The sequence below is a fragment of the Amycolatopsis sp. SID8362 genome (genome assembly GCF_010550475.1).
Taxonomy (GTDB): Bacteria; Actinomycetota; Actinomycetes; order Mycobacteriales; family Pseudonocardiaceae; genus Amycolatopsis; species Amycolatopsis eburnea.
In genome coordinates this window covers 1-19,263 of sequence record NZ_JAAGNB010001366.1, presented here as the reverse complement: position 1 = coordinate 19,263, position 19,263 = coordinate 1, and the positions used below count along the sequence as shown (strand labels likewise).

The following is a 19,263-nucleotide window of genomic DNA, read 5'->3' as shown; positions in this document are numbered from 1 at the left end:
CTGCGCGCGCTGACGACCCGGCGCCGCATGCTGCTGGACGAGGAGATCCCGGCCGCCGTCGCGGCGGCGGACCAGGCCCGCCTGGCGCTGCGCGAGGCGGACGCGGTCGAGGCGCGGGTGGTCCCGCAGCTGGAGCGCGCCGAACGGGCGTGGCACGACCTGCAGGTCCGCCTGCGTACCCGCATCACCGACGCGCTGGGCTCGAACGCGCTCCTCCCGACGTGGTTCAGCCACGCACTGGGCGTCGCCCCGCCCACCGGAACGACGGGCGACACCTGGCTCCGCACGGCGGCGTCGGTGCTGGCGTACCGGGTGACGTTCAAGGTCACGGACCCGGCTTTGCCGCTGGGACCACCGGCCGGCGAGGGTGCGGACACGACGGAACGGCGGTGGACCTGGCGCGCCCGCCTGGAGTCCGACCTGGACGACCTCGCGCTGTAGGTGGTCGGGTTGTCGTGAGTGTTTGGTCGGGTTCTAACCCGACTGAACACTCACGAGGCCTTCACCGGCGTTGGTCAGTGCGCAGGGCGGTCTCCAGCTGTCGGTGCAGTTCGCCCAGGCGGGTGCGGCCCGGCTTGCCGGGCGGGAAGCGGCGCAGCAGGGCGGGAACCTCCGGCGGAGCCTGGGAGAGCGCCCACCGGATCTCCGCCTCCGCGTCGCCGCCGTCCAGCTCGCACGCCATGGCGGCCTGCTGCGCCGGGCCGACGATGTGCTTCACCTGGTGCGGGGACTCCAGCGGGTGCAGGTAAGCGGCCCCGGCCGCCCCGACCGCGGCTCGCGCGGCCGCCGACGCGACCGGATCGGACGTCTCGCCCGCCGCCGCGAGGGCGGCCCAAGCCGTGGTGCGCAAGATCTTCGTGCGCGGGTCACCGGCCGCGAACGCCTCCGCCGCGGTGATCGCCTCGCGGGGACGCGGGTCGCCGGGGATCCGGGCTTCGTACCGGGGCAGGGCCCGCGAGGCGCAGGCCGCCGCCCAGCTCGTCAGCGCGCGGAGTTCGGGAAGGGTCAGCTCCATGTGGGTGAAGCGTATCCTTGAAGTCCCAGTTGAGACTTTCAGACGGTCGCGGGCCGCCGGAGGGACTGGCGGCGCAGGCGGTTGAACAGCTTCGCGTTGTTCAGCGCGAACACCCCCACCGTCGCCCCGTCGCGCTGCCAGGTCGCCACGAAGGACGAGGACGACGGGTCGCCGTCGACGTAGGACAGCGTGTCGTCCGGACGCGGGTGCCCGGCCAGCTGCAATCGCCCCGCATACTGGTCCGACCAGACGTACCCGCTCGGTTCGTACGTCCGCGAGGTCCGCCCGGCCAGCAGGTTGGCCACCGCGACCGGGGCCTGCTCCGACGCGTTCGTCCAGTGCTCGTGCCGCCGTCCGCCGTAGCGGGCCACGTCGCCCACCGCCACCACCTGGGGCAGCGCCGTGACCAGGCCCTCGTCCGTGTGGACGCCGTTGCCGACCGCCACCCCGGAGCCGGCCAGCCACTCCGTCGCCGGGGTCATGCCGACGCCGGTGACGACCACGTCGGCCGGAACCAACGACCCGTCGGCCAGTTCGACGCCCGCCGGGGAAAGGCCCGAAATCTGAACCCCGCAGCGCAGGTCCGTGCCGTGCTCGGCATGCAGGCGGGCGCACACCGCGGCCAGCGAGGGGCCCAATACCGGCGCGAGCGGCGCGGCGAGCGCCTCCAGCACGACCACGTCGAGACCCAGCGACCGGCACGTCGAGGCCACCTCGGCGCCGATGAACCCGGCCCCGACCACGGCCACCCGCACCCCGGGCACCAGAGCCGCGCGCAGGGCGACGGCGTCGTCGAGGGTCCGCAGCACGAACGCGTTCTCGAAGCCCGGCAGCGTGCGTGCCCGGCCGCCGGTGGCGATGACGACGCCGTCCGCGTGCACCGAGCCGCCGTCGGACAGCAGCACTCGACGCGCCGCGGGCTCCAGCGCCGTCGCGCGCACGCCGAGCCGGAAGTCCAGGGCCAGCGAGGCGAGGTCGCCGGCGTCGAGCAGCTCCAGCGACGCGGCGGAAGCCGTTCCGGCGAGGAAGCCCTTGGACAGCGGCGGCCGGTCGTAGGGCAGGTGCGGCTCCTCGCCGATGAGCACGATCCCGCCGTCGTAGCCCTGCGCGCGCAGCTCCTGCGCGGCGCGGACCCCGGCGAGCGAGGCCCCGACGACGGCGACCCGCTTCACGCCGCGTCCTCGCCGGCCACGCCCTGGACGTAGACGACCCCGTCGTCGACGAGGACGGGGTAGGTGCGCACCGGCTCCTTCGCCGGCAGGCAGGTCGGCATGCCCGTGCGCAGGTCGAACAGCGCCGCGTGCAGCGGGCACTCGACGAAGCAGCCTTCGAGCCAGCCGTCGGCGAGGGAGGCGTCCTGGTGGGTGCACGTGTCGTCGATGGCGTACAGCTCCCCGGCCTCGGTGTGGAACACCGCGATGGCGGGAACCCCGGGGATCCGGACGGACTCACCGGGGGGCAGCTCGTCCACCGTGCACGCGCGAATCATGACGCCTCCGTTGTGTTGCGCATGGGGGAACATCAACTGTGATACGCAACAAAGTCTGAGACCCGTGGCGGGCGCCGTCAAGGGGGTACGCCCCGGTAGTTTTTCGTTATCCGGTAACGGATAACCCGGGCGCGCCGAACGCCCGTACCGAGGATGGCGGTACGGGCGTTCCGGCGTCCGGACTACTTCGCGGCGGTTTCGCCGTGCCGGTAGAACGGCAGCTTGACCGGGGCGAGCGGGGTGTTGCCGAGGATCAGGTCGGCGGCCTTCTCGGCGGTCATCATCACCGGCGCGTAGATGTTGCCGTTGGTGATGTAGGGCATCACCGACGCGTCGACCACGCGCAGGCCCTCGGTGCCGTGCACGCGCATGGTCTGCGGGTCGACGACGGACTTCTCGTCCACGCCCATCTTGGCCGTGCACGACGGGTGCAGCGCGGTCTCGGCGTCCTTGGCGACCCAGTCGAGGATCTCCTCGTCCGTCTCGACCGACGGTCCCGGCGAGATCTCCCCGCCGTTGTACGGGTCGAGCGCGGACTGGTTGAGGATCTTCCGCGCCACCCGCACGGCCTCGACCCATTCCTTCCGGTCGGTCTCGGTCGACAGGTAGTTGAACTTGATCGCCGGGTGCTGCCGCGGGTCGGTCGAGGTGATCTTCACCGAGCCGCGCGTGTCGGCGTACATCGGGCCGACGTGCACTTGGTAGCCGTGGCCGCCGGTGGGCGACGAACCGTCGTAGCGGATCGCCACCGGCAGGAAGTGGAACATCAGGTTCGGGTACTTCACCTCGTCGTTGGACCGGACGAACCCGCCGCCCTCGAAGTGGTTGGTCGCGGCCGGCCCGGACCGCAGGAACAGCCACTGCGCGCCGATGTAGGGCCGCTTCCACTTCGCCAGCGACGGCTGCATCGACACCGGCTGCTTGCAGGCGTACTGGATGTACACCTCCAGGTGGTCCTGCAGGTTCTCGCCGACGCCCGGCAGGTCCTTGACGACGTCGATGCCGAGCTTCTCCAGGTCCGCGGCGTTGCCGACGCCGGACAGCTGGAGCAGCTGCGGGCTGTTGATCGCGCCGCCGCAGAGGATGATCTCCTTGCCGTACACCTCACCCGGCGCGTTGCGGCCCTGCGCGTACTCGACGCCGATCGCGCGCGTGCCGTCGAAGAGGATCTGCGACACGAACGCGTGGGTCTTCACCGTGAGGTTCGGCCGGTCCATCACCGGGTGCAGGTACGCACCCGCGGCGGACAGCCGCCGTCCTTTCCGGACGTTCCGGTCGAAGGCCGCGAAGCCTTCCTGCCGGTAGCCGTTGACGTCGTCGGTGCGCGGGTAGCCCGCCTGCTCGGCGGCGTCGAAGAAGGCCTGGAACAACGGGTTCGATGCTGGGCCGCGCTCGAGTTCGAGGGGCCCGTCGTGGCCGCGCCACTGGCCGTCCGGCGCGTCGGCGAGGCAGTTTTCCATGCGGTTGAAGTACGGCAGGCAGTGCGCGTAGTCCCAAGTGGACATCCCGGGGTCGGCGCCCCAGCGTTCGTAGTCCATCGGGTTGCCGCGCTGGAAGATCATCCCGTTGATGCTGGACGACCCGCCGAGCACCTTGCCGCGCGCGTGGTAGATGCGACGGCGGTTCATGTACGGCTCGGGTTCGCTGCGGTAGCCCCAGTCGTAGAACTTCGACCCGATCGGGAACGTCAGCGCGGCCGGCATGTGGATGAAGACGTCCCACTTGTAGTCGGACCGGCCCGCCTCCAGGACGAGGACCTTGTTCGACGGGTCGGCCGAGAGCCGGTTCGCCAGCGCGCAGCCCGCCGAGCCACCGCCGACGATGACGAAGTCGTAGGTTTCGGAACTCATGGCGCCTCCTAGCCGGGCAGGGTGTCCGGTGCGTTGTCGGGCATGTGCTCGGGGCTCGTGTGCGACGAACCCCAGGTGCGGCGCCGGATGTAGAGCATGATCGCACCGATGACCGCGATCAGCCCGGTGACGATCACCGCGCCCCACTGGAAGTACCAGTGGTCGTCGCCGTAGACCTCGGCGCGCGGCCAGATCAGGTTCACCGTCATCGCGGCGCCGTAGAGCACCGCCACCAGGTTCACCAGCGTGCCCCAGCGGCCCAGCTTGAAGTACGGGCCGTGCCCGGGGCGCGGCCACTGCCCGCGCAGGCGGCGCAGCAGCATCGGGCCGGTGACCATCAGGTAGGGGATGTAGAACAGGATGATCGCGGTCGAGGTCAGGATGAAGAACGCCCGCTGGTTGCCGAGGTTGATCAGCAGCACCACGACGGTGAGGCCGCCGGTGATCAGCGCCGGCAGGATCGGCGTCTTCGAGCGCGGCGACACCTTCGCCATCGCGCGGCTGAACGGCAGGCGGCCGTCGCGGGCCATCGCCCACGTCATCCGGATGGCCGCGGTCTGCACGGCCAGGCAGCACACGGTGATCGCGATCGCCGAGCAGATCAGGAAGGCGTCGCCGAGTCCCTCGCCGAGGGTGCTCTTGAGCAGGTACGGCATGCCGGACGTGCTCAGCTCGTCGGCGTTGATGTCGCCGACGGCCATCATGCCGACCAGCATCACCAGGCCGCCGACGATGAACGACGCCGTGATCGCCCGCAGGATCGCGCGCGGGGCGTGCTTGCGCGGCTGGGTGGTTTCTTCGGCGAGCGAGCCCGCCGTGTCGAAGCCGTAGAAGACGTACGCGCTCATCAGCGACGCCACCAGGAACGCCCCGAGGTACCCGAGTGAGTGACCGTCGCCCGTGCCGTGCGTCTGCAGGACGACCTGCGGGCCGCGCTTGATGTGCACGGCCAGCGCGATGATCAGCAGGATGACCGCGGACAGCTCCACCGCGACGCCGAAGTTGTTGATCTTCGCCATCAGCTTGACGCCGATGACGTTCACGATCGTGGCGAACACGACCAGCACCAGCGCCAGGATGATGGCGTTCTGCGCGCCACCCGGGGTCGACGTCAGCCCGGCGTCGGAGTCGCTGCCGACGAGCTGGAACACGGTCGAGACCTGCGGCAGGATGATCTGGTAGGCGACCGCGACGGCGCCGGCCGTGACGATCGCGCCGATGATCATGATCCAGCCGGCCAGCCACGACGTCGCGGGTTTCGCGATCTGTTTGGCCCACTGGTAAACGGACCCGGCCAGCGGGAACTGGCCGGCGAGCTCGGCGAAGCACAGCGCGACCGCGAGCTGGCCGAGGAAGACCAGCGGCCAGGTCCAGATGAACGCCGGCCCGCCCGAGGCGAAGCCGAAGAAGAAGAGCTGGAACACGCCGGTCATGATCGAGATGTAGGAGAACCCGGCGGCGAAGCTGGAGAAGGAGCCCAGGGAGCGTTCGAGTTCCTGGCGGTAGCCGAACTTTTCCAGGTCGGAGCTGTCGTCCGGCGCGGCGTTCGGCTTTTCCTGTGTGGTCATCGTGGCGTCCTCACGTGGTGGGAGTCATCCCTTGAACCAGTGCTGCGGAACGGGATCGATGTTCTGGTAGACGTGCTTGCTCTCCTGGTACTCCGCCAGCCCGGACGGTCCGAGCTCGCGGCCGATGCCGGATCTCCCGTACCCGCCCCACTCCGCCTGCGGCAGGTACGGGTGGTAGTCGTTGATCCACACGGTGCCGTGGCGCAGGGCCCCGGCGACGCGCTGGGCGCGGGACGCGTCCGACGTCCACACGGCTCCGGCGAGCCCGTACTCGGTGTCGTTGGCCAGCGCGATCGCGTCGGCCTCGTCGGCGAAGCGTTCCACGGTGACGACCGGGCCGAAGACCTCTTCCCGGACGACCGCCATGTCCCTGGTGCAGTCGGAAAACACCGTCGGGCGCAGGAAAAAGCCCTTTTCGTACCGCGCTCCTTCGGGCCGCTTGCCGCCCGCCCGGAGCGTCGCGCCTTCCCGGAGAGCGCTTTCGATGTAGCCCTCGACCTTGGCGCGGTGCTGCGCCGAGACGAGCGGACCGGTCTCGGTTTCCGGGTCGAGACCGTCGCCGACGCGGATCTTGTCGGCGCGTGCGGCGAGGTCCGCGACGAACCGGTCATGGATCTCATCCTGGACGATCAGGCGCGCGCCCGCCGAGCAGACCTGTCCCGAATGGACGAACGCGGCCATCAGCGCGTAGTCCAGCGCGGTGTCGTAGTCGGCGTCGGCGAACACCACGTTCGGGTTCTTGCCGCCGAGTTCGAGGGCGACCCGCCGAACGCCCTTTGCGGCGGCGGTCATGATCTTCTCGCCGGTCGCGTAGCCGCCGGTGAAGGAGACCAGGTCCACGGCCGGGTGCTCGACCATCGCCGCGCCGACGTGCCCCGGCCCGAGCAGCAGGTTGACCACGCCGGCCGGCGCGCCGGCCTCTTCCAGCAGGGCGACGAGCTTGATGGTGGTCAGCGGGGTGACCTCGCTGGGCTTGAGCACCACGGTGTTGCCCGCGGCGAGGGCGGGCGCGACCTTCCAGGACATCTGCAGCAGCGGGTAGTTCCACGGCGCGATCAGCGCGCAGACGCCGACGGGCTCGTGCACGATCCGGCTGACGACGCTCGCGCTGCCCGCGTCGACCAGCCGCCCGGCGTCCTTGTCCGCGAGGTCGGCGTAGTAGCGGAAGACGTTCGTGACGTCGTCGATGTCGATGCGGCCTTCGCCCAGCGTCTTGCCGGTGTCGAGGCTCTCGGTGCGGGCCAGTTCCTCGCGGTCGCGGACCAGGAGGTCGGCCGTCTTGCGCAGCAGTGCGCTGCGTTCGCCGGCGGTCGTGCGGCGCCACGGGCCCTCGTCGAAGGCCCGGCGAGCGGCGCGGACGGCGGCGCCGACCTCTTCCTGGCCGGCTTCGGCGACGGTCTCGATGACCTCGCCGGTGGCGGGGTTCAGCACGTCGGACCGCGTTCCGGCCGCGGCGTCCGCCCAGTTCCCGTCGATGTACAGGTCTTTCATGCGGCCCTTCCCGGATCGGTAGTGGCTGCTCGGTGCCTGGAGTGCGTACATTTGTACGCGAAGTGTGTACAGATGTCCACAAGGGGGCTCGATGGTGAACAGCGAACCCGGCGCGACGCGGCGCCGCGGTCCGAACGACCCCGAACGGCGCGCGCGGATCGCCAAGGCGGCGATCGAGGTGGTCGCGCAGCGGGGGATCGACGGGGTCACGCACCGGTCGGTGGCGGCGGCGGCGGGCGTCCCGCTCGGCTCGACGACCTACCACTTCGCGACGCTGGACGACCTCCTGGAGGTCGCCCTGCACGAGGCCGCCGAGAAGAACGTCCACGCGCTGAAGGAGTGGGAGTCCGCGCTCCCGCCGGACGCCGACTTCGCCGCGGCGCTCGCCGACCTGGTGATGGGCTACATCAACGAGCAGTACCGCGACACCGTCGTCGAGTACGACCTGTACGTCGCGGCGCTGCACCGGCCCGCGCTGCGCAAGGCGAGCGCGGCGTGGGACAAAGCGCTCATCGCGTTCTTCGGCTCGCGGACCGACCCGCTCACCGGCCGGCTGCTGGCGGGTTTGTTCTGCGGCCTGCTGATGCAGGCGGCGCTGGCCGACCCGCGCCCGACCCGCGCGGAGATCGAAACACTGTTCCGGCGGGCGATCGAGGGACCGTCGGCCCGAACTTGTTGACACGGATCCCGGGCGGCAGTCACTCTGTTCCGGAGTGAGCAACAAGACGCGTTCTGCGCAACTCCCGAACTGATCCGCGGAGAGGACCACGCCGGTGACCGCAATCGATCTCCCGCCGAGCCTGCTCGCCACGTTGCCCGGCAGCTCCTACACCGACCCCGCGATCTTCGCGCTGGAACAGGCGAAGATCTTCGAGGCGGACTGGTTCTGCGCCGTGCGCAGCGCCGACCTCGCCGGGCCGGGGGCGTTCGAGACCGTCCAGGTCGGCAAGGAGAGCGTCCTCGTTTCCCGGGGCCGCGACGGCAAGCTCAACGCGTTCCTCAACGTCTGCCGCCACCGCGGCGCCCGGCTCTGCACGGCCGAGAGCGGCACGGTCAAGCGCGCTTTCCAGTGCCCGTACCACGCCTGGACGTACGGCCTCGACGGCAAGCTCGTCGCCGCGCCGAACCTCACCGGGATGCCGGACGTCGACCGGACCGAGTTCGGCCTCACGAAGGTGCACCTGCGCGAGTGGCTCGGCTACGCCTGGGTCTGCCTGGCCGACGAGCCGCCGTCGTTCGAGGAGACCGTCGTCGGCGCCGTCACCGAACGCCTCGGTGGCCCGACCGAGATCGACGCCTACGGGATCGACGGCCTCGCGCTCGGCAAGCGCATCGAGTACGACGTGAAGGCGAACTGGAAGCAGATCATCGAGAACTTCATGGAGTGCTACCACTGCGCGACGATCCACCCGGAGCTCACCGAGGTGCTCCCGGAGTTCGCCGACGGGTACGCCGCGCAGTACTACGTCGGCCACGGCGCCGAGTTCGGCGGCGAGATCAAGGGCTTCACGATCGACGGCAGCGAGGGTGTCGACCGGCTGCCCGGCGTCACCGAAGCCCAGGACCGCAAGTACTACGCGATCACCATCAAGCCGGGCGTCTTCGTCAACCTGGTGCCGGACCACGTCATCTTCCACCGGATGTTCCCGCTGGCGCCGGACCGGACGCTGGTGCGCTGCGACTGGCTGTACCTGCCGGAGGTGGTCGAGTCCGGGCGCGACCTGACCCGCTCGGTCGAGCTGTTCCACCGCGTCAACCTGCAGGACTTCGAGGCGTGCGAACGCTGCCAGCTCGCGATGGACTCGCGCTCCTACGTCAACGGCGGCGTGCTCGTGCCCAGCGAGCACCACATCGGCGCGTTCCACGACTGGGTCCGGGCGAGGCTGGCTTAGATCAGCGCCCGGATGGCGGCCTCGAACCCGGCGACGTGCTCGAGCGTCAACGCGGCGGCCTTCTCGGCGTCGCCCTCGATGATCGCGGTGAGGAGCGGGACGTGCTCGTCGACGTGGCCGGCCATCCCGGACAGCCGGGGCACGAACACGCACCAGATACGGGTCGCGAGGTTGTCGTACCGGATAAGCGTGTCCTCGAGGTACGGGTTGTGCACGCACCGGTAGATGGCCCGGTGCAGCGCGAGGTCGGTGCGCAGCAGCTCGGCGTTGTCCCCGCTCGGGACCCCGGCGTCGAGTTGCGCGCGCAGCTCGGTCAGCGTCTCCCGGTCGGCCGCGGTCGCCCGCTCGGCCGCGGCGGCCGTCGCCATCGGCTCCAGCGTGCGCCGGACCTCGGAGATGTGCGCGAGATCGGAGATGTTGACGTCGGTGGCGAACGTCCCGCGCCGCGGGTAGGCGACGACCAGCCGTTCGGACTCCAGGCGTTTCAGTGCCTCGCGGATCGGCGTGCGGCCCATGCCGAGCGCGGTGCCGAGCTCCTCCTCGTTGATCGGGGAGCCCGGCGGGATGTCGAGCATGACCAGGCGATCACGGACGAAGAGGTACGCCTGTTCGGCCAGCGAGGGGGGATTGACCTGCGGGTGCATGGCGCTTAGCCTACATCGACGATTGATATATCAGAAGTCGACCACGGAAGGTTTCGCGATGCTCAATCACTCCCTGGCCGACTACGACCCGGCGGTGGCCGAAGCGATCGGCGCCGAGCTGCGCCGGCAGCAGTCGACGCTGGAGATGATCGCCTCCGAGAACTTCGCGCCGCTCAGCGTGCTGCAGGCCCAAGGCTCGGTGCTCACCAACAAGTACGCCGAGGGCTACCCGGGACGGCGCTACTACGGCGGCTGCGAGCACGTCGACGTCCTCGAGCAGCTCGCCATCGACCGCGTGAAGGCGTTGTTCGGCGCCGGGTTCGCGAACGTCCAGCCGCACTCCGGCGCCCAGGCCAACGCGGCCGCGATGGCGGCCTTGCTGAAGCCCGGCGACAAGATCCTCGGCCTCTCGCTGGCCCACGGCGGCCACCTGACGCACGGCATGCGGATCAACTTCTCCGGCCTGCTCTACGACGTCGCCGCGTACGAAGTGTCCGAAAAGGACTACCGCGTCGACATGGCGGAAGTGGCCAGGCTCGCGAAGGAACACCAGCCGAAGCTGATCATCGCCGGCTGGTCGGCCTACCCGCGGCAGCTCGACTTCGCGCGCTTCCGCGAGATCGCCGACGAGGCCGGCGCGTACCTGATGGTCGACATGGCGCACTTCGCCGGCCTGGTCGCCGCCGGGCTGCACCCGTCGCCGGTGCCGCACGCGCACGTCACGACGACGACCACGCACAAGACCCTCGGCGGCCCGCGCGGCGGCGTCGTGCTGACGAACGACGCGGCGCTGGCGAAGAAGGTCAATTCGGCGGTTTTCCCCGGTCAGCAGGGTGGCCCGCTCGAACACGTCATCGCCGCCAAGGCCGTCGCGTTCAAGATGGCGGCCGAGCCGGAGTTCGCCGAACGCCAGCAGCGGACCCTGCGCGGCGCCAAGATCCTCGCCGAGCGGCTCCTGGAGGCCGGGATCGACGTCCTGACCGGCGGCACCGACGTCCACCTGGTGCTGGTCGACCTGCGGAACTCCGAGCTGGACGGCAAGCAGGCCGAGGACCGGCTGCACGAGGTCGGCATCACCGTCAACCGCAACGCCGTCCCGTTCGACCCGCGTCCGCCGATGGTGACGTCCGGCCTGCGGATCGGCACTCCCGCCCTGGCCACCCGCGGCTTCGGCGACGCGGAGTTCCGCGAGGCCGCCGACGTCATCGCCGAAGCGCTCACGCCCGGCTACGACGTCGAGAAGCTGCGCGCCCGCGTCACCGCGCTCGCCGAAGCGTTCCCGCTGTACCCCGGGGAGGAGACCCGATGACCGACCTGCCGGAGCACCCGGACTTCCTCTGGCGCGACCCCGAGCCCCGCAAGACCTACGACGTCGTCATCGTCGGTGGCGGCGGGCACGGCCTCGCCACCGCGTACTACCTGGCCAAGCAGGGCATCACGAACGTGGCCGTGCTGGAAAAGGGCTGGCTCGCGGGCGGCAACATGGCCCGCAACACCACGATCATCCGGTCCAACTACCTCTGGGACGAGAGTTCCGGCATCTACGAGCACTCCCTCAAGCTTTGGGAAGGGCTCGAAGAAGATCTCGGCTACCCGATCCTGTTCAGCCAGCGCGGGGTGCTGAACCTCGCGCACAGCCTGCAGGACGTCCGCGACAGCGTCCGCCGCGTCGAGGCCAACAAGCTCAACGGCATCGACGCCGAATGGGTGGACGCCGACGGTGTCAAGGAAATCTGCCCGATCGTCAACACCTCCCCGGACGTGCGCTACCCGGTGCTGGGCGCGACCTACCAGCCGCGCGCGGGCATCGCGAAGCACGACTACGTGGCCTGGGGTTTCGCCCGCGCCGCGCACGAAATGGGCGTCGACCTGATCCAGAACTGCGAGGTCACCGGGATCTCCACAGTGGACGGCCGGGTCACGGGTGTCGAGACGTCCCGGGGCCGGATCGCCGCGGGCAAGGTCGCGCTGTGCGCCGCCGGGCACACGTCGGTGCTGGCCCGCATGGTCGGGCTGGACCTGCCGCTGAACTCGCACCCGTTGCAGGCCTTGGTGTCCGAGCTGCTGGAGCCGATCCACCCGACGGTCGTCATGTCGAACGCCGTGCACGTCTACGTTTCCCAGGCGCACAAGGGCGAACTCGTGATGGGCGCGGGCATCGACAGCTACAACGGCTACGGCCAGCGCGGCTCGTTCCACATCATCGAGGAGCAGATGGCGGCCGCGCTGGAGCTGTTCCCGGTGTTCGCGCGGGCGCACCTGCTACGGACGTGGGCCGGGATCGTCGACGTCAGCCCGGACGCGTCGCCGATCGTCGGCCTGACGCCGGTGGAGAACCTGTTCCTCAACTGCGGCTGGGGCACCGGCGGCTTCAAGGCCACACCCGGCGTCGGCGACGTCTTCGCGGCGACCATCGCGCGGGGCAAGCCGCACGAGTACGCCGAACCCTTCAGCCTCGACCGGTTCACCACCGGCGCCCTCGTCGACGAGCACGGCGCCGCCGCCGTCGCGCATTAGGAGTCCTGCCATGCAGCTGATCCCCTGCCCCTGGTGCGGGCCGCGCGAGGAAGCCGAGTTCCACTACGGCGGCCAGGCGCACGTCGCCTACCCCGCGGACCCGTCGGCACTGTCCGATGAGGAATGGGCGAAGTTCGTCTTCTTCCGCGAGAACCCGAGCGGCCCGTTCGCCGAGCGCTGGAGCCATTCCGCGGGTTGCCGCCGGTGGTTCAACGCCGTTCGCGACACCCGCACCCACGACCTGAAGGCGGTCTACCGCCTCGACGAGCCCAGGCCGGTGATCCCGTGACCCGACTGTCCGGCGTCCCCCTCAAGTTCACCTTCGACGGCCGCGAGCTGACCGGTTTCCTCGGCGACACGCTGGCTTCCGCGTTGCTGGCCAACGGCATCCACCGGGTCGCGACCAGCATCAAGTACGGCAGGCCGCGCGGCATCGTCGGCGCCGGCGTCGAGGATTCCAACGCGCTGGTCCAGATCGAGGCGCCGTTCCCGGAGCCGATGCTGTCCGCGACGACCGTCGAGCTGTACGACGGCCTGGTCGCCCGCGGCCTGTCCGGCCAAGGCCGCCTTTCCACCGAACCGGACCCCGCGCGGTACGACGCCAAGCACGCCCACTGCGACGTCCTGGTGATCGGCGCCGGACCCGCCGGTCGCGCCGCCGCGGCCGCCGCGTCGGGCCGGGTCCTGCTGGTCGGCGACCAACCGGACGGCGAGGCACCCGAAGGCGTCCGGTTCCTCTCGCGCACCACGGCGTTCGGCGTCTACGACGACGGGTTCGTGCTCGCCCTGGAACGCCGGGGCGAGCCCACGGCGCCCGAACGCATCTCGCGGCAGCGGGTCTGGCGGATCCGGGCGAAGCGGATCGTCATCGCGACCGGTGCGCACGAACGGCCGATCGTCTTCCCGGACAACGACCGCCCCGGCATCATGCTGGCTTCGGCGGCCCGCACGTACTTGAACCGCTACGGCGTCCTGGCCGGCAAGCGCGTGGTCGTGTTCACCACCAACGACTCCGCGTACGAGGCTGCTTCCGATCTGGCGCGGGCGGGGGCGGAGATCGTGCGCATCGTCGACGCCCGCGAGGGGTACGGCGTCATCGGCACCGACGGCGACGAGCACGTCACCGCCGCCCACGTCGCTCCGCTGGGGTCGCTTTCGGGGGAGCGGGTGCCGTGCGACCTGCTGCTCGTGTCCGGCGGCTGGAACCCCGCCGTGCACCTCTACAGCCAGGCCCGCGGCACCCTGCGCTATTCGCCGGAACTCGGCTCCTACGTCCCGGCGGGTGACCTGCCGAACGTGAGCGTCGTGGGCGCGGCGGCGGGCGAGGGGCTGCCGGAGACCAAGGTGCTCTGGCAGGTGCCCGCCCCGGAGTCCGAAGTGGACACCCGGTTCGTCGACCAGCAACGGGACGCCACGGTGTCCGACGTCCTGCGCGCCACCGGCGCCGGGCTGACCTCGCTGGAGCACGTCAAGCGGTACACGACCATCGGGACCGCGCACGACCAGGGCAAGACGTCCGGCATGCTCGCCGCCGGCATCACCGCCGAAGCCCTCGGCGCCGACCTCGCCGACCGGCGGCCGACGACGTTCCGCCCGCCCTACACGCCGGTCTCGTTCGCCGCGCTGGCCGGCCGGAACCGCGGCGAGCTGCACGACCCCGTGCGCGTCACCACGATCCACCCGTGGCACGTCGAGCACGGCGCCGAGTTCGAGAACGTCGGGCAGTGGAAGCGCCCGTGGTACTACCCCCGGACCGGCGAGTCGATGGCCGACGCCGTCCGGCGCGAATGCCGCGCGGCCCGCAACGACGTCGCGGTGATGGACGGGTCCACGTTGGGCAAGATCGACGTCCAGGGCCCGGACGCCGGCTGGTTCCTCGACATGCTCTACACGAACATGATGAGCAACCTGCGCGTCGGTCGCATTCGCTACGGCGTGATGTGCGGCGTCGACGGCATGGTGATCGACGACGGCACGGTCATCCGCGTCGGCGAGGAGCGCTTCCTGGTCACCACGACGACCGGCAACGCGGCCATGGTGCTCGAGTGGATGGAGGAGTGGCTCCAGACGGAGTGGCCGCACCTGAAGGTGTTTGCCACCTCGGTCACCGAGCACTGGACGACGATCCCGCTGGTCGGCCCGCGCTCGCGGGAAGTCCTCGGCCGCCTGGCGCCGGACCTCGACGTCTCCAACGAGGCCTTCGGGTTCATGACCTGGCAGGACGCCGAGGTCGCCGGTCTCCAGGCGCGGGTCTGCCGGATCAGCTTCTCCGGCGAACTGGCCTACGAGATCAACGTCCCTTCGTGGCACGGGCCGGCGCTCTGGAAGTCCATAGTGGACCAAGGAGCCACGCCGTACGGCACCGAGACCATGCACGTCCTGCGCGCCGAGAAGGGCTACCCGATCATCGGGCAGGACACCGACGGCACGGTCACCCCGCAGGACCTCGGCATGTCCTGGGCGGTGTCCAAGAAGAAGGCCGACTTCATCGGCAAGCGCTCCTTCGCCCGCGCCGAGAACAACCGCCCGGACCGCAAGCAGTTCGTCGGCCTGCTGCCGGTCGATCCGTTCGTGCTGCTGCCGGAAGGATCGCAGATCATCGAATCGGAGACCGTGCCGGAACCACCGGTGCGGATGCTCGGCCACGTCACCTCCAGCTACGACAGCGCCGTCCTCGGCCGCACCTTCGCCCTCGCGCTGGTGCGTTCGGGTCGCGAGCGGATCGGCGAAACGCTGTACGTCCCCGTCGGCGACGAGGTGGTTCCGGTGACCGTGACCGAATCCGTCCTCTTCGACAAGGAAGGAGCCCGCCGTGACGGTTGACGCGGTCGACGAACCGTTCCGCACCCAGCTCACCGTCCGCCTCCGCGAAGGCGGCTCGCTCCTCGGCGTCCCCTTGCCGGGCCCGTGCACCTTCACCAGCGGCAACGGCGTCGACGTCCTCTGGATGGGCCCCGACGAGTACCTCGTCCTCGCCGAACCCGGCCGCCAGGCCGAACTGGAAGCGTCACTTTCACGTGAAAGCGACGCGGTCGTGGATGTCTCGGCGCAGCGCAACGTGGTGCGGCTGACCGGGTCGCACGCGGCCGACGTTCTCGCGCACGGGTGCTCGATCGACCTGGAGACGGCGGCGCCGGGTACCTGCGTGCAGACCTTGCTGGCGCGCACCGGGATCGTGCTCATGGTCCGGGAAGAAGGGTTCACGATCCTGGTGCGACAGTCCTTTTCGGACTACTTCAAGGCCTGGCTGGCCGACGCGAGTCTGGAGTACGTCTCGTGACCTTCACCCTGACGCTCAAGTGCCCGGAACGCGCGGGAATCGTCCACGCCGTCACGACGTTCCTGGTGGGGCAGGGCTGCGACATCGTCGAGCACCAGCAGTTCGACGACGACGTCCGCGGCTCGCTCTTCCTGCGCACGTCGTTCACCTGCGCCAGACCGGCCACAGTGGACGACCTGACCCGCGCGTTCGCGCCGGTGGCCGGGGACTTCGGCATGGAGTTCGGCTTCTCCGACGGCACGCCACCGCGGATCCTCGTGATGGTGTCGAAGTTCGGGCACTGCCTCAACGACCTGCTCTTCCGCTGGCGCGCGGGCGGCCTCGGCGCGGAGATCGCCGTGGTCGTCTCGAACCACGAAGACCTGCGGCCGATGGCGGAGGCGGCCGGTGTCCCGTTCGTGCACGTCCCGGTCACCCCGGACACCAAGCCGGAGGCCGAGCAACGGCTGCTCGACCTGGTCGGGGAGTACGAAGCGGACCTGATCGTGCTCGCCCGGTACATGCAGGTGCTGTCCAACGAGCTGTGCCAGAAGCTCGAAGGCCGCGCGATCAACATCCACCACTCGTTCCTGCCCGGCTTCAAGGGCGCCAAGCCCTACCACCAGGCCTACGACCGCGGCGTCAAGTACGTCGGCGCCACCGCGCACTACGTCACGCCCGACCTCGACGAGGGCCCGATCATCGAGCAGGAGGTCCAGCGCGTCGACCACACGTACTCGCCGCGCGAGCTGGTGACCGTCGGCCGGGACGCCGAAGCCCTCGCCCTCTCCCGCGCGGTCCGCTGGCACTGCGAACACCGCGTCCTGCTCAACGGCAACAGCACCGTCGTCTTCCGTTAGGAGATCCGCCATGACCGCACCGAAGGTAGTGATCATCGGCGCCGGCATCGTCGGCGCGAACCTGGCCGACGAGCTGACCACCCGCGGCTGGTCCGACGTCACCGTGCTCGACCGCGGCCCGCTGCCACGCACCGGTGGGTCCACTTCGCACGCACCCGGCCTGGTGTTCCAGACCAACGCGTCCAAGGCGATGACGGACTTCGCGCGCTACACCGTGTCGAAACTGGAAGAGCTGGACTGCTTCCTCCAGGTCGGCGGCATGGAGGTCGCGACCACGCCGGCCCGCTGGGAGGACCTCAAGCGCAAGCACGGCTGGGCGACGTCGTGGGGCGTGCCCGGCTCGCTCATCGACGCCGGCGAGTGCGTCGAGCGCTGGCCGCTCTTGGACGGCTCGCAGATCTTCGGCGCCCTGCACACGCCGACCGACGGCCTGGCGCGAGCCGCGAAAGCCGTCGAGGTGCTCGCCGAGCGGGCCACCTCGCGGGGCGCGCGGTTCATCGGGTCCACGAAGGTGACCGACGTCCTGCAGGAGGGCGGGCGCGTCACCGGCGTCCGGACCGACCAGGGCGACTTCCCGGCCGACGTCGTCGTTTCGTGCGCGGGGTTCTGGGGCCGGGAGATCGGCGCGATGGCGGGCATGGACGTCCCGCTGCTGCCCCTGGCGCACCAGTACGCGAAGACCGGACAGGTCGCCGAGCTGGTGGGGCGCAACACCGAGGAGGTCGAGGCGAGCCTGCCGATCCTGCGCCACCAGGACCAGGACCTGTACTTCCGCGAGCACGTCGACCGGATCGGCATCGGCTCCTACGCGCACCGGCCGATGCCGGTCGAAGAGTCCACACTGGACCACTCGGTGACCGAAACGGCGATGCCGTCGATGCTGCCCTTCACCGAAGACGACTTCGCGCCGTCGTGGGAAGAGAGCAAGCTGCTGCTGCCCGCACTGCGCCAGACCAAGGTCGAAGAGGGCTTCAACGGGATCTTCTCCTTCACCCCGGACGGCCAGTCACTGGTTGGCGAATCCGCGGACGTCCGCGGGTTCTGGCTGGCCGAGGCGATCTGGGTGACGCACTCCGCGGGCATCGCGAAGGCGGTGGCCGAGCTGCTCGTCGACGGCCATTCCGAAGTGGACACCCACGACATCGACGTCCACCGCTTCGAAGAGGTCCAGCTCGCGCCGTCGTACGTGCGAGAAACCGCCCAGCAGAGCTTCGTCGAGGTCTATGACGTCCTGCACCCGTTGCAGCCCAAGCTTTCCCCGCGCGACCTGCGCGTGACGCCGTTCCACGCCCGGCAGCGCGAGCTGGGCGCGGTGTTCCTGGAGGCGGGCGGCTGGGAACGGCCGCACTGGTTCGAGGCCAACGCGCCACTGCTGAAGAAGCTCCCACACGACGCGCTCCCGCCGGCGCGGGACGCGTGGTCGGCGCAGTTCCACTCGCCGATCGCGGCGGCCGAGGCGTGGCAGACGCGCAACGGCGTCGCGCTGTACGACATGACCCCGTTGAAGCGCGTGGAGATCAGCGGTCCCGGGTCGCTGGAGTTCCTGCAGTCGCTGACGACCAACCAGCTCGACAAGTCGGTCGGCTCGGTGACCTACACGCTGATGCTCGACAACTCCGGCGGCATCCGCAGCGACGTCACCGTGGCGCGGCTCGAACCGGAGGTGTTCCAGGTCGGGATCAACGGGAACATCGACGTCGACCACTTCGTCAAGCACGCGCCGGCAGGTGTCCGGGTCCGGGACATCACCGGCGGGACGTGCTGCATCGGCGTCTGGGGACCGCTGGCGCGGGATCTCGTGCAGCCGTTGTCGCGCGAGGACTTTTCGCACGCCGGGCTGAAGTACTTCCGGGCACGGCACGCGCGGATCGCCGGGGTGCCGGTGGTCGCGATGCGACTGTCCTATGTGGGCGAACTCGGCTGGGAGATCTACACCAGCGCGGACAACGGCCTGCGGCTGTGGGACGCGCTGTGGGCGGCCGGGCAGTCCCTCGGTGTCATCGCGGCCGGCCGGGCGGCGTTCAACAGCCTGCGGCTGGAGAAGGGCTACCGGCTGTGGGGCACCGACATGACGACCGAGCACGACCCGTACGAGGCAGGCGTCGACTTCGCGGTGCGCCCGGCGAAGGGCGATTTCCTGGGCCGGGACGCGCTGGAGGGCCGGACGCCGTCGCGGCGGTTGCGGTGCCTGACGATCGACGACGGCCGCACGGTGGTGCTGGGCAAGGAACCGGTGTTCGTCGACGGCGTGGCTTCGGGCTACGTCACCAGCGCGGCGTACGGGTACACCGTGGGGCGGCCGATCGCCTACGCGTGGCTCCCGGCGTCGGCGGACATCGGCAGCAGCGTGGAGATCGAGTACTTCGGCCGCCGGGTCGCGGCCACCGTGGCCGCCGAGCCGCTGGTCGACCCCGGCATGGAACGGATCCGGCGGTGAACGATGCGTGACCAGATCATGAGCGACTACCTCAAGACCCTCGCGTCCGAGGCGTCCCCGGGCGGCGGCGCGACGGCGGCCCTGCACGTGGCACAGGCCGCGGCGCTGCTCTCAGCCGAGACGCTGAGCATGCACGCGCTGCGCCTGGCCGAGAAGGAGGCGCACGCGTCCCGGACGTTGAAACGCGCGCACCGGCTGCCGCCCGGCGAGCCGCGGGACCGCGCGCTGGCCGACGCCCGCC

Annotated in this window: 17 protein-coding genes and 1 pseudogene; 11 read left to right on the top strand and 7 right to left on the bottom strand. The window is 70.3% G+C overall.

Annotated features, from left to right (window positions below; genetic code table 11):
• A pseudogene (locus tag G3I65_RS41930) lies at positions 1-441 on the top strand (hypothetical protein); the annotation flags it as partial.
• A gap of 61 nt (positions 442-502) precedes the next feature.
• Here the strand turns inward: G3I65_RS41930 and G3I65_RS41925 are convergent.
• The 6 genes from G3I65_RS41925 to G3I65_RS41900 form a co-directional block, all read right to left on the bottom strand.
• Entirely contained in the window at positions 503-1,015 is a 513-nt protein-coding gene (locus tag G3I65_RS41925; RefSeq protein WP_160701013.1) for a putative immunity protein, read from the bottom strand.
• A 38-nt stretch (positions 1,016-1,053) separates the two neighbouring features.
• A complete protein-coding gene (locus G3I65_RS41920) occupies positions 1,054-2,187 on the bottom strand; it encodes an FAD-dependent oxidoreductase (protein ID WP_160701012.1) in 1,134 nt (377 codons plus the stop codon).
• Complete coding sequence (locus tag G3I65_RS41915) at positions 2,184-2,504, bottom strand: bifunctional 3-phenylpropionate/cinnamic acid dioxygenase ferredoxin subunit (RefSeq protein WP_160701011.1); 321 nt, start codon at positions 2,502-2,504, stop codon at positions 2,184-2,186. Before G3I65_RS41915 ends, G3I65_RS41920 begins: the two co-directional genes overlap by 4 nt.
• 182 nt (positions 2,505-2,686) lie before the next feature.
• Positions 2,687-4,354 carry a choline dehydrogenase gene (betA, locus tag G3I65_RS41910; RefSeq protein ID WP_160701010.1) on the bottom strand — a complete coding sequence of 556 codons (1,668 nt, stop codon included), beginning with the start codon at positions 4,352-4,354 and terminating at the stop codon, positions 2,687-2,689.
• 8 nt (positions 4,355-4,362) lie between these two features.
• Positions 4,363-5,922 (bottom strand): amino acid permease, encoded by a 1,560-nt coding sequence (locus G3I65_RS41905; protein ID WP_160701009.1) that lies wholly within the window; start codon positions 5,920-5,922, stop codon positions 4,363-4,365.
• A gap of 24 nt (positions 5,923-5,946) precedes the next feature.
• Positions 5,947-7,413, bottom strand: a complete 1,467-nt coding sequence (locus tag G3I65_RS41900) for an aldehyde dehydrogenase family protein (RefSeq protein WP_160701008.1) — start codon at positions 7,411-7,413, stop codon at positions 5,947-5,949.
• Positions 7,414-7,504: 91 nt separating this feature from the next.
• On the opposite strand from G3I65_RS41900, the gene G3I65_RS41895 reads away from it, so the two are divergent.
• A complete protein-coding gene (locus tag G3I65_RS41895) occupies positions 7,505-8,092 on the top strand; it encodes a TetR/AcrR family transcriptional regulator (RefSeq protein ID WP_160701007.1) in 588 nt (195 codons plus the stop codon).
• Positions 8,093-8,186: 94 nt separating this feature from the next.
• Positions 8,187-9,305 carry an aromatic ring-hydroxylating dioxygenase subunit alpha gene (locus tag G3I65_RS41890; RefSeq protein ID WP_160701006.1) on the top strand — a complete coding sequence of 373 codons (1,119 nt, stop codon included), beginning with the start codon at positions 8,187-8,189 and terminating at the stop codon, positions 9,303-9,305.
• Here the strand turns inward: G3I65_RS41890 and G3I65_RS41885 are convergent.
• Positions 9,302-9,949, bottom strand: coding sequence for a GntR family transcriptional regulator (locus tag G3I65_RS41885; protein WP_160701005.1), 648 nt, complete (start codon positions 9,947-9,949; stop codon positions 9,302-9,304). The genes G3I65_RS41890 and G3I65_RS41885 overlap by 4 nt on opposite strands.
• Positions 9,950-10,007: 58 nt before the next feature.
• Here G3I65_RS41885 and glyA point away from each other — a divergent pair, with 58 nt between their 5' ends.
• The 8 genes from glyA to G3I65_RS41845 all read left to right on the top strand — a co-directional run.
• The gene (glyA, locus tag G3I65_RS41880; RefSeq protein WP_160701004.1) at positions 10,008-11,258 is read left to right on the top strand and encodes a serine hydroxymethyltransferase; all 1,251 of its coding nucleotides are present in this window, start codon (positions 10,008-10,010) and stop codon (positions 11,256-11,258) included.
• Positions 11,255-12,466 carry a sarcosine oxidase subunit beta family protein gene (locus G3I65_RS41875; protein WP_160701003.1) on the top strand — a complete coding sequence of 404 codons (1,212 nt, stop codon included), beginning with the start codon at positions 11,255-11,257 and terminating at the stop codon, positions 12,464-12,466. The genes glyA and G3I65_RS41875 overlap by 4 nt, the downstream gene beginning before the upstream one ends.
• A gap of 10 nt (positions 12,467-12,476) precedes the next feature.
• Positions 12,477-12,755: a sarcosine oxidase subunit delta gene (locus G3I65_RS41870; RefSeq protein ID WP_125313165.1), complete on the top strand. Its 279-nt coding sequence runs from the start codon at positions 12,477-12,479 to the stop codon at positions 12,753-12,755.
• A complete protein-coding gene (locus tag G3I65_RS41865; RefSeq protein ID WP_160701002.1) occupies positions 12,752-15,289 on the top strand; it encodes a 2Fe-2S iron-sulfur cluster-binding protein in 2,538 nt (845 codons plus the stop codon). The genes G3I65_RS41870 and G3I65_RS41865 overlap by 4 nt, the downstream gene beginning before the upstream one ends.
• On the top strand, positions 15,279-15,746 hold the full coding sequence (locus G3I65_RS41860) for a sarcosine oxidase subunit gamma (protein ID WP_160701001.1): 468 nt from the start codon (positions 15,279-15,281) through the stop codon (positions 15,744-15,746). The genes G3I65_RS41865 and G3I65_RS41860 overlap by 11 nt, the downstream gene beginning before the upstream one ends.
• Complete coding sequence (gene purU / locus G3I65_RS41855) at positions 15,743-16,585, top strand: formyltetrahydrofolate deformylase (RefSeq protein ID WP_160701000.1); 843 nt, start codon at positions 15,743-15,745, stop codon at positions 16,583-16,585. Before G3I65_RS41860 ends, purU begins: the two co-directional genes overlap by 4 nt.
• Before the next feature lie 10 nt (positions 16,586-16,595).
• Entirely contained in the window at positions 16,596-19,022 is a 2,427-nt protein-coding gene (locus G3I65_RS41850) for an FAD-dependent oxidoreductase (protein ID WP_160700999.1), read from the top strand.
• A 3-nt stretch (positions 19,023-19,025) separates the two neighbouring features.
• Positions 19,026-19,263, top strand: a 238-nt coding sequence (locus G3I65_RS41845) for a cyclodeaminase/cyclohydrolase family protein (protein WP_345944103.1), incomplete at its 3' end; no start/stop codon positions are given.

What these genes read in the sequence shown, in the direction of transcription:
- G3I65_RS41870 (WP_125313165.1), top strand. Translation starts at nt 12,477, where the DNA reads ATGCAGCTGATCCCCTGCCCCTGGTGCGGGCCGCGCGAGGAAGCCGAG.
- G3I65_RS41895 (WP_160701007.1), top strand. Translation starts at nt 7,505, where the DNA reads ATGGTGAACAGCGAACCCGGCGCGACGCGGCGCCGCGGTCCGAACGAC.
- glyA (WP_160701004.1), top strand. Translation starts at nt 10,008, where the DNA reads ATGCTCAATCACTCCCTGGCCGACTACGACCCGGCGGTGGCCGAAGCG.
- G3I65_RS41905 (WP_160701009.1), bottom strand. Translation starts at nt 5,922, where the DNA reads ATGACCACACAGGAAAAGCCGAACGCCGCGCCGGACGACAGCTCCGAC.
- G3I65_RS41875 (WP_160701003.1), top strand. Translation starts at nt 11,255, where the DNA reads ATGACCGACCTGCCGGAGCACCCGGACTTCCTCTGGCGCGACCCCGAG.
- G3I65_RS41850 (WP_160700999.1), top strand. Translation starts at nt 16,596, where the DNA reads ATGACCGCACCGAAGGTAGTGATCATCGGCGCCGGCATCGTCGGCGCG.
- G3I65_RS41925 (WP_160701013.1), bottom strand. Translation starts at nt 1,015, where the DNA reads ATGGAGCTGACCCTTCCCGAACTCCGCGCGCTGACGAGCTGGGCGGCG.
- G3I65_RS41915 (WP_160701011.1), bottom strand. Translation starts at nt 2,504, where the DNA reads ATGATTCGCGCGTGCACGGTGGACGAGCTGCCCCCCGGTGAGTCCGTC.
- G3I65_RS41900 (WP_160701008.1), bottom strand. Translation starts at nt 7,413, where the DNA reads ATGAAAGACCTGTACATCGACGGGAACTGGGCGGACGCCGCGGCCGGA.
- betA (WP_160701010.1), bottom strand. Translation starts at nt 4,354, where the DNA reads ATGAGTTCCGAAACCTACGACTTCGTCATCGTCGGCGGTGGCTCGGCG.
- G3I65_RS41885 (WP_160701005.1), bottom strand. Translation starts at nt 9,949, where the DNA reads ATGCACCCGCAGGTCAATCCCCCCTCGCTGGCCGAACAGGCGTACCTC.